General features: G+C 67.4%; 7 protein-coding genes. 5 read left to right on the forward strand and 2 right to left on the reverse strand.

All coding sequences use genetic code 11. The annotated features are described in order from the left end of the window. Positions 1-148 precede the first annotated feature (148 nt). Both msrA and JHN63_RS45130 read left to right on the forward strand, forming a co-directional pair. Positions 149-865, forward strand: a complete 717-nt coding sequence (gene msrA, locus JHN63_RS45125) for a peptide-methionine (S)-S-oxide reductase MsrA (protein ID WP_200690944.1) — start codon at positions 149-151, stop codon at positions 863-865. 184 nt (positions 866-1,049) lie between these two features. Beyond that, positions 1,050-1,466, forward strand: coding sequence for a hypothetical protein (locus JHN63_RS45130; protein ID WP_200690945.1), 417 nt, complete (start codon positions 1,050-1,052; stop codon positions 1,464-1,466). Between the two features lie 1,257 nt (positions 1,467-2,723). On the opposite strand, the gene JHN63_RS45135 is transcribed toward JHN63_RS45130, so the two are convergent. Then, on the reverse strand, positions 2,724-3,413 hold the full coding sequence (locus JHN63_RS45135; RefSeq protein ID WP_234478663.1) for a hypothetical protein: 690 nt from the start codon (positions 3,411-3,413) through the stop codon (positions 2,724-2,726). Between the two features lie 289 nt (positions 3,414-3,702). Here JHN63_RS45135 and JHN63_RS45140 point away from each other — a divergent pair, with 289 nt between their 5' ends. From JHN63_RS45140 to JHN63_RS45150, 3 genes are all read left to right on the forward strand, one after another. Then, the gene (locus JHN63_RS45140; RefSeq protein ID WP_200690946.1) at positions 3,703-4,296 is read left to right on the forward strand and encodes a DUF4291 domain-containing protein; all 594 of its coding nucleotides are present in this window, start codon (positions 3,703-3,705) and stop codon (positions 4,294-4,296) included. 101 nt (positions 4,297-4,397) lie between these two features. After that, positions 4,398-4,847, forward strand: coding sequence for a DUF4304 domain-containing protein (locus JHN63_RS45145; protein ID WP_200690947.1), 450 nt, complete (start codon positions 4,398-4,400; stop codon positions 4,845-4,847). A gap of 263 nt (positions 4,848-5,110) precedes the next feature. Beyond that, positions 5,111-6,103 carry a threonine/serine dehydratase gene (locus JHN63_RS45150; RefSeq protein ID WP_200690949.1) on the forward strand — a complete coding sequence of 331 codons (993 nt, stop codon included), beginning with the start codon at positions 5,111-5,113 and terminating at the stop codon, positions 6,101-6,103. Between the two features lie 36 nt (positions 6,104-6,139). On the opposite strand, the gene JHN63_RS45155 is transcribed toward JHN63_RS45150, so the two are convergent. Beyond that, positions 6,140-6,858: hypothetical protein (locus JHN63_RS45155; RefSeq protein WP_307782139.1), on the reverse strand; the 719-nt coding region annotated here is incomplete at its 5' end.

The following is a 6,858-nucleotide window of genomic DNA, read 5'->3' on the forward strand; positions in this document are numbered from 1 at the left end:
GGGTGGGCCGGGGGGCTGAGGGCCGGGCGCCGGGCGCGGTGGTAGCCGGCGGTAGCCAGTGGTCGTGCGCGGCGGCGAGGCGGAATTCTCGGGAGCTACCGCCCGTTCACCGGGTGCGGACCCTCGTTGCGGCCCGATTGGAGATCGTATGTTCCTGCACAGTCGTACGCCCCAACTCCCCACGCCCGAACAGGCTTTGCAGGGCCGGCCGCAGCCGGTGTTCACGGTCCCCGATCGCCACACCGTTCTCGGTACCCCGCTACTCGGCCCCTACCCCGGGCACCTGGAGATCGCCGACTTCGGACTGGGCTGCTTCTGGGGCGCGGAGCGGACGTTCTGGAAGCTCCCGGTGGGGGTGTGGACGACGCTGGTCGGTTACCAGGGCGGCCACACCGAGAACCCCACCTACGAGGAGGTCTGCTCGGGCCTGACCGGTCACACGGAGGCGGTCCGCGTGGTCTACGACCCGAAGCTGATCTCGTACGACAGGCTGCTGAAGACGTTCTGGGAGGCGCACAACCCGACGCAGGGCTTCCGCCAGGGCAACGACGTGGGCACGCAGTACCGCTCGGCGATCTACACCCACACCCCCGCACAGGCAGCCGCGGCGGAGGCCTCCCGCGCCGCCTACCAGCAGGTCCTCACGGGCTCGCGCTTCGGCACGATCAGCACGGAGATACTCCCGGCGCAGGGGCGCGTCTTCTATCCGGCGGAGGGGTACCACCAGCAGTACCTCGACAAGAATCCGGCGGGCTACTGCGGGATCGGCGGGACGGGGGTCAAGCTAGGTGACCCGTTCGAGACGAACTGGGGGGCGTCTTGCCCGACAGGCGTCGCCCCTGCTCCGGAGGTCACGGAGCAGTAGCAGGCCCAAAGGTCAGAACCACCAGACCGGCAGTGATGCCGAGCATCACGCTCATGGCGTCACGGCCGAGTCAGATGCGGCAGGCGATCCGATCGCACACGACATCAGCCTTCCTGGAACCCACTTTCGGTCAAACCACTTCCGTGAGGCATGATTCGCCGATCCTCCCGCCACGATTACATGCATGGCGACTTCGGGGGCAAAGAGCAGTCGACTCGGTGGAATGGGACAGTGGTGGGGCGTCATCGCCGCCGCTCTTCTGATCGCCGCCTGGATCAACAAGGCCGCAGGACCTGTGATCGTTGCGAGCCTGTCGGCGTTGGTGCTGATCTGGTGCTTCTTCCAAGCGCCCGTGACGTGCGGTGCCCCTGTCAGAGGACGCGAGGACGGGTGTCGTAACAACGCGACCGGGCTCCTGATGGGCTGCCACATCAGGCAGCATCGATGGCAGAAGCTCAAGCTGCTGATCGTCCGACGTCGAGTCCGCGAATTTTGCACGGGCCTGTTCTCAGATGGCAAGGAAACCCTCGTCACTCTCGCAGCCGTTGGCAGCTTTATCTCAGGACTCGCAGCCCTTATACCTGGGGTTATCGTTCATTGACCGCTACATGGCACTTGAGACCCATGCCTCTCGCTCCGCGCGCGCATTGATCGCTTGAGTCGGATCACCTGAGCGGGTGCCGAGAAAAGATACGCGTCCCGCTCGGCGTGGGCGCGCATCGAGGCGGGCAGCACCGAACCATGGGCCAACAATCCAGCGACCCCGCAGCGCCCCAAGAGGCAATGCGTCACACGCGACTCTGGGAGTACTTCCTGCACGAGGACAACATGATCATGCAGAGGGGGAACCTTTTCCTCGTGGCGCAATCACTTCAATTAGTTGCATATACTGCAATATTATCGAGTGGCAGTGGAGCAGATCACCACACGCATGCCACGATCGTCACAGCGCGAATTATCGCAGTTTTCGGAATCGCCTTAGCTGCAATATGGGTTTACGTAGGGCATCGCCAAATACGCTACACAGATGCGCTTCGAGCTCGGCTAGCCAATCTGGTGGACGACTTCGCTCAGACCCAAGCCGCCGTGAATATACGCGGCCCGAAAGCTGCAGTGTTCATCGCCTACGCGATACCCGCTCTTGCCGGAACTCTTTGGGCGCTTCTTCTCGTTGTGAACTAACCGATATCGCCGCCTTCAGGGAGCACTTGGAGCTGATCCGAACGCGGCCCGGCATTACAGCCTGGACGGCTCGTACACTGACTACGTCACGTACATCCACGGCTACGAGGCGGGCACTCGCGGCACCGCGCTGCTCGGCTTCCGGGAGTGGCTGCTCCTCAAGCTGGGCCACCGCAGCAGCTTCGTGTGGCCCTGCCTCGTGACAGAACTGGTTGTGCCGGAAGCATCTCCTGGTCAGGGCTACAGGGACCTGGACGCGAAGCAGAACACCGTGGTTGTCGAGGCCCTGTTTCCAGCTTCTTGGGAAGCATCTCCACGACCAAGACGTGGAGCGGGACGGACTGCGTAACGTCTCCCGCGACTGTGCGCCGCTTTTCTCGGAGTGATCCGTGAGCCGCGAGACCCCGGTGGATCACTCCTGAGGCTGAGTCCCACGTTCCGCAGCGATCGCGTCCACAGCCCGTGGGCACGCCGCCCACCGCGCTCCGTCTCGGGTGCGCACGACCTTCACAGGTGGCTCTGCGCAAGTCCTGCCATGCCATGTACACCTGGCTTCCCGAAACGACACGCTTTGGGGGTCGAGGCCTTCGGGAAAGTCCGGCCATTCGGCAACTGACGTCATGGCACGACGGTAGCGACTGCCGACGCTCTGCGCAGCAGTTCGGGGGCGACCCCGCTATACCTGCGAGGGCCCGTCGTCAGCCCTGTCCGGCGACGGCCCGACGGACACGGCGAGATACCGGAACTCTCCCCCTGCACCATCCAGTTCGGAGTACGGCTTCCAATCGAGCGGATATGCGCCCCGCAACGTGCACGTGTTCGGCTTGTAGGCGCCCTCGGCCCAGAGCAGGGTGCCGCCAAGCTCACGCCCCTGGTGGATCCTGAACTCTCGATCCCGAGTCTGTCCGCGGCCGACGCCAGGCGGAGTCCATAGAGATGCGTCATTGGTCAGCATGATGGCAAGACCGTTCTGGTCGGACCGGTGGCAGAAGCGCTCCAGCCTGGCTATGTCCCGCACGAAGTGCAGGCGAGCGAGGTCCGCGGCGGCATGCTCCTTCAAGGCGTAGTCCTCGGCGGGAGTGCCCACCGTGCCCGTCCATCTCCGGGTGAAGTACTTGAACTCGATCGCGGTTCGGGCCGACGGGCCGATGCACAAGAGGTCCAGGTGTTCGGTGCTGTCCCCTGCCCACTGCGGTACCTCAAGCCTGGAGTGCACATCCGGCGACAGTTCCCAAAGGGCCCTCGCGAAGCTGTGCTGGAGATCGGCTTCGGAGTGGAAGACTGGCCTGTACCTGGCCAGTTGCGCGATGACGTCGCCGAGCGAGACGCGTCCAGCGACGGTCCTGCTGCCGTCCATCGATGCCATGACCACAGCGCCATCTAAGTGGCTCCTCGGCTGAATTCGCAAGCAGCAGCAACACCGCGCTGCCATTCAGCACGCAGCAACGGTAGACACGGCAGCACGGACTCAGCGAGACCGGAGTCAAGCTGAGTGCATCGGAAGTCACAGGCAAGTAGACCGTGTTGACCCCGGTCTGAAGAGGGCGGCCGTAGCGCCGGCAACCAGCGCGGTGCGGCGGCAACAGTTCTCGTCGCAGTGAACGGCGGTCGAAAATCAGTGGCCGTCTGAATCGGCCGACCCCACGCTGTACGCCATGGAAGAACCGCGGCACAGGATCCGCGCGACCTACTCGGAATCCACGATCACCGTCTACCAGGCGTACTCCCCCGAGATCGGCCTGCCCGCCGTCCGCGACGGCCGTTTCCCTGCCGCATGGAAGCGGGACCGGATGACGTGGATCAAGCCGTCGTTCCTGTGGATGATGTACCGCTGCGGCTGGGGCGCCAAGACAGGGCAAGAGACCGTCCTCGCCATCGAGATCAGCCGTGACGGCTTCGAGTGGGCGCTACACAATGCGTGTCTGTCGAGCTACGTCCGCGGGGTGCACCCCGACCGAGCCACTTGGCAGCGTCAGTTGAAGCGCGCGGCCACCCGCGTGCAATGGGACCCCGAACGGGACCTGCACCTCCAGCCCCTGCCGTACCGATCCCTGCAACTGGGTCTCTCCGGCGAAGCTGCACGGCGCTACGCGGACGAGTGGACGATCGCCATCCGCGACGTGACCCCGCTCGCCCACAACCTCCACGCCCTCGTCAGCCGTGGTGAGTTGGACTCCGCCATGCGACTGTTGCCCCAGGAACTCCCCTATCCCGCCGGAAAGGAATCTCTTGCCCACCTCCTGGAATGACGGGCCGGTTCACCGGACAGGCGACCGCGACCGACGGGTCACATGGCAGCACAGGCCCGCAGGGACCGGGGTCTCCTGCCCGATCGGCGTGGTGCCGGCCGATGGCTGACGGCTCCGCGCCCACCGCGCAGCAGGCGTTCACGTCGTTGATGCGCGCACGGATCGCACCCGGTCTGCGCGCGCTCGGTTTCAAGGGTTCGGGGCAGACGTACGAACTGCCCCACCTGGAGACCTGGGCCCTCATCGGCTTCCAGAAGTCCGCGCACAGCACGGCGGGGCGCGTCGAGTTCACTCTCAACGTGACCGTGGCCGACAAACTCGGCTGGGCCCGGGCCCGCAGAAGTCAGCCACACCTGCCCGCCCGCCCCAGCCCGAACACGGTCTACGGCCCAGCCGCCTGGCACAGCCGCATAGGGCGGCTCCTCCCCGCGAACCGCGACACCTGGTGGACCATCTCGGCCACGACCGACCCCGAGCCGGTCGCCCGTGGGGTGATCGCCGCGGTGACGGGGTACGCGCTGCCGGCGATACGGGAGCGGCGCCGTTCATGAGCGGTGAGCCGGCGAGGTCCCGAGGTGGCACCCGTGCGGTGCCCTCCAGGCGGCGAACTGGGGTGCGGGACGGGTGAGTTCGGACACCGCGCCGACGGCGTTCGCGGCGCTGTGGCGGGAGCGGAGGTGTTCGTGGTGATCGTGAACCGGTCGAACACCCTGCCCGGGCCCGCCGTCCGGCCGGACCCGCGTAACCCGGCGCGGCCGGGCTACGCTCCCCTGTCGTGCAGGAGACCCGCGGGACCCGTCTCGACACCGCTCGGATCCGGGCGGCTCGCCGGGTGATCGACCCGGTTTTTCTCGACTCTCCGTTGTACCGCTGCGAGGCGCTGGAGCCGGGTCTCGGATGTGCGGTGAGCATCAAGCTCGAAACGGCGAACCCGGTCCGCAGTTTCAAGGGCCGCGGCACCGAGGTCATCGCGAGCCTGCTCGCCGAGCGCGGTGAGCGAGCCGTGGTGTGCGCGAGCGCGGGCAACCTCGGCCAGGCGCTCGCCTGGTCCGGTCGCGGCCGGGGGCTCGACGTGACGGTCGTGGCGTCCCGCTTCGCGACGGTGGCCAAGCTCGACCGCATCCGTGCGTTGGGTGCCGGGCTGGAGCTGGTGGACGGTGACCACGAGCTGGCGCGCGAGCGGGCGGCGGCCATCGCGCGCCACGACGGCATCCGGCTCGTCGAGGACAGCCTGGACCTGGAGACCTGCGAGGGGGCGGCGACCATCGGCCTGGAGCTGGTGGAAGCGCGGGACGGCCGGGGACCTGTGCAACTGGCGGGCGCCGCCCCGCCGTTCGACACCGTCCTGGTCGCTCTCGGCGGCGGGGCGCTGGCCACCGGTGTGGGTCATGTGCTGAAGGCCCTGGCGCCCGGCGTCGAGGTGATCTGCGTCCAGCCGTCGGGTGCGCCGGCGCTGACGCGCTCGTGGCATGAGCGGCGCGTCGTCACCACCGATACGACCGACACCATCGCCGACGGTGTCGCCGGCCGGTACCCCATCCCGGCCGTCCTCGACGATCTCCTCCTGGTCGCCGACGACGCCGTCCTGGTCCGGGAGGCGTCGATCGTCGCCGGTATGCGGATGCTCCTCGACCACGCGGGCCTCGTCGTCGAACCGTCGGCCGCGCTCGGCATCGCGGCGATTCTCGAGGACCGGGACCGTTTCGCCGGGCGGCATGTGGTCACCATCGTGTGCGGCAGCAACGTCGACGGGGACGCCTATCGGGGCTGGGTCGGCGCAGGTCCCCTTCCGGCCGTACGGACGTGAGAGGGCGCGGCATGATGTCGCGCCAGGCCGCACGATTCAGAACGGCGGCTCATCCGCGTAGCCGCCGACCCCGCTACGGGCCGGGGCGTATCGGTCGCGCGCGGCGACGTCCTCGGGGGTCTCCAGGTCGGTGATGTCCTGGCCCCACTTCTTGAGTGCGGCCAGAGCGCGGCCGCGATCGGAGCGATGGGTGCTGGTCGCCAGGAGACGGCGGGCGTGCTGCCCGACCTCACTCCGATGACGGATGAGATCGGGATGCTCGGTCATCGGGAGGGCGGCGACCACGGCTGCGTCGCGCACTCCCGGGTCGTCGTGATCCAGGAAGAGGGAGACGGCACGGTAGAACGTGGGGCGCCGGTCGCGGAAGGCGCGCAGCTCCGGGTAGTTCGCGAGGTAGCCGCCGTTGAAATGACGTTCCCCGATGGCGACGCACTCGTCGTCGGCCTCCCGAGCGAGGGTTCCCAGCCACTCCAGAAGCGTTGCCTGTGTGGAGGCTGCGGTGGTGGGATCGGCGAGTATCGCCGCGATGTACAGGGCCACCGGGACTGTGGCCTCGTAGAAGCTGTCCTGGTGGTGCACCGGCTCCAACTCCCTGATGGCACCGGCCTGGACCGCGGGATCAGGGTCGAGGAGCCGAGTGAGTACGGTCGGCAGGAAACCGCCGTCCCCTCGTGCCGTGCCGAGCGAGGCCCAGTCCGTGCCGTCCAACAGCGCCCGGTGATGAGGCAGCCCGCCGGCGCCGGCGGGCTGCCTCA

Origin of the sequence: Streptomyces sp. MBT65, from assembly GCF_016612545.1 — a bacterium.
Classification (GTDB): Bacteria; Actinomycetota; Actinomycetes; order Streptomycetales; family Streptomycetaceae; genus Streptomyces.

Bases quoted from the DNA above. Each gene is read 5' to 3' on its own strand.
- JHN63_RS45145 (WP_200690947.1), top strand. From the start codon at position 4,398: ATGGCTGACGGCTCCGCGCCCACCGCGCAGCAGGCGTTCACGTCGTTG.
- JHN63_RS45140 (WP_200690946.1), top strand. From the start codon at position 3,703: ATGGAAGAACCGCGGCACAGGATCCGCGCGACCTACTCGGAATCCACG.
- msrA (WP_200690944.1), top strand. From the start codon at position 149: ATGTTCCTGCACAGTCGTACGCCCCAACTCCCCACGCCCGAACAGGCT.
- JHN63_RS45135 (WP_234478663.1), bottom strand. From the start codon at position 3,413: ATGGCATCGATGGACGGCAGCAGGACCGTCGCTGGACGCGTCTCGCTC.
- JHN63_RS45130 (WP_200690945.1), top strand. From the start codon at position 1,050: ATGGCGACTTCGGGGGCAAAGAGCAGTCGACTCGGTGGAATGGGACAG.